The sequence below is a fragment of the Ramlibacter sp. genome (genome assembly GCA_019635435.1).
Taxonomy (GTDB): Bacteria; Pseudomonadota; Gammaproteobacteria; order Burkholderiales; family Burkholderiaceae_C; genus JAHBZM01.
On the sequence record JAHBZM010000003.1, the window covers coordinates 1 to 1399 of the forward strand.

A 1399-nucleotide genomic window follows, 5' to 3' on the forward strand; every position below is an offset into this window, starting at 1 on the left:
TGGTATGCGATAGTGTGCGCATGGCGAACTCGCTGTTGCAAGATATTCCCCTTGGGGCCTCGCTGACGGAAGAGGCGGCGCGTGCGATTTTCCTTCGCGGCGAAGAATCTGTAATCTTCGCGCTGCTTGCGCAGGCGAAGATGCTGGCCGAGCACCAGGCCGCCCTGCCCGCGATCGCCCACAACACGCCCTCGACGCCTTCGGGCGCGAAGCCGGTGTACACCAAGCCCCAGTCCTCCGGTCGCGGCAAGAAGAAGCCCGGTCGCAAAGCGGGCCACGCGGGCAGCCGGCGACCGGCCCCGGAGGAGATCGATCGCAGCGAGGCGCACCGCGCGGCCTGCTGCCCGGATTGCGGCGGCTCCCTCAACCGCTGCGAGGAAACGCGGACGCGCTACACCGAGGATATCCCCGAAACCAGGCCGGAAGTGACCGAGCATGTCATCCACCGGGACTGGTGTCCCAGGTGCAAGAAGAAGGTTGAAGCCCCGGTAAGCGCGGCCCTGCCGGGCGCCACCGTGGGCAATCGCGCGCTGGTGCTGAGCGCCTGGCTCCATTACTGCCTTGGCAACTCGCTCGCGCAGATCGCGGACGTTTTCAACTTCCACCTTTACTTCAAGGTCACCCCCGGGGGCCTGTTGCACATGTGGCGGCGCCTGGCGGAAATACTCCTGCCCTGGCACGAGGAAATCCAGCGCGAAGCGCTCAGGTCCTCGGTGCTGAACGCCGACGAAACCGGCTGGCGCGTGGATGGAAAGACCCACTGGCTCTGGTGCTTCGCCAGCAGCGACCTGAGCTATTTTCTGATCGACCAGTCGCGCGGTCAGCCCGCGTTGAAGAAGTTTTTCATAGAGGAGTTCGCGGGCACGCTGGTGGCCGACTTCTGGGGGCCCTACAACGCCGTGGCGTGCGCCCATGCGCAGAAGTGTCTGGTGCACCTGCTGCGCGATCTCGAACACGTCGAGCGCTACAAGTCGCCCGGCGAGGACTGGGCGGCCTTCGCTAAAAAGCTGCGGCGCCTGCTCGGAGACGCCATCCGCCTTTCCCGGCGCGAGGATGAACACACGCCCGAAGCCTACGCTTCGCGACGCGCGCTGCTATCCAAGCGCCTCGATGAACTCAACGCCATGCCCTGGGAAGACGCGCAGGCGCGGCGCCTTGTCAAACGCCTCAAACGCCACTGCGACGAACTCTTCACCTTTCTGGACCGGCCCGGCGTCCCCTTCGACAACAACCTCGCCGAGCGCTCCATTCGCCCCGCCGTCCTCCTGCGCAAGAACAGCTACGGAAACCGAAGCGGTACGGGCGCCGACATACAGGCCCTGCTCATGAGCGTCTTCTTCACCCTCAAAAAGCGCGGGCACAATCCCGTCGACGCCATCAGCCACGCCCTCAAACAATT

1 protein-coding gene is annotated in these 1399 nt (G+C 65.0%); it reads left to right on the forward strand.

Annotation, left to right across the window (positions count from 1 at the left end; genetic code table 11):
- Positions 1-20: 20 nt before the first annotated feature.
- On the forward strand, positions 21-1399 hold a 1379-nt coding region (locus tag KF796_21715), incomplete at its 3' end, for an IS66 family transposase (protein MBX3589258.1).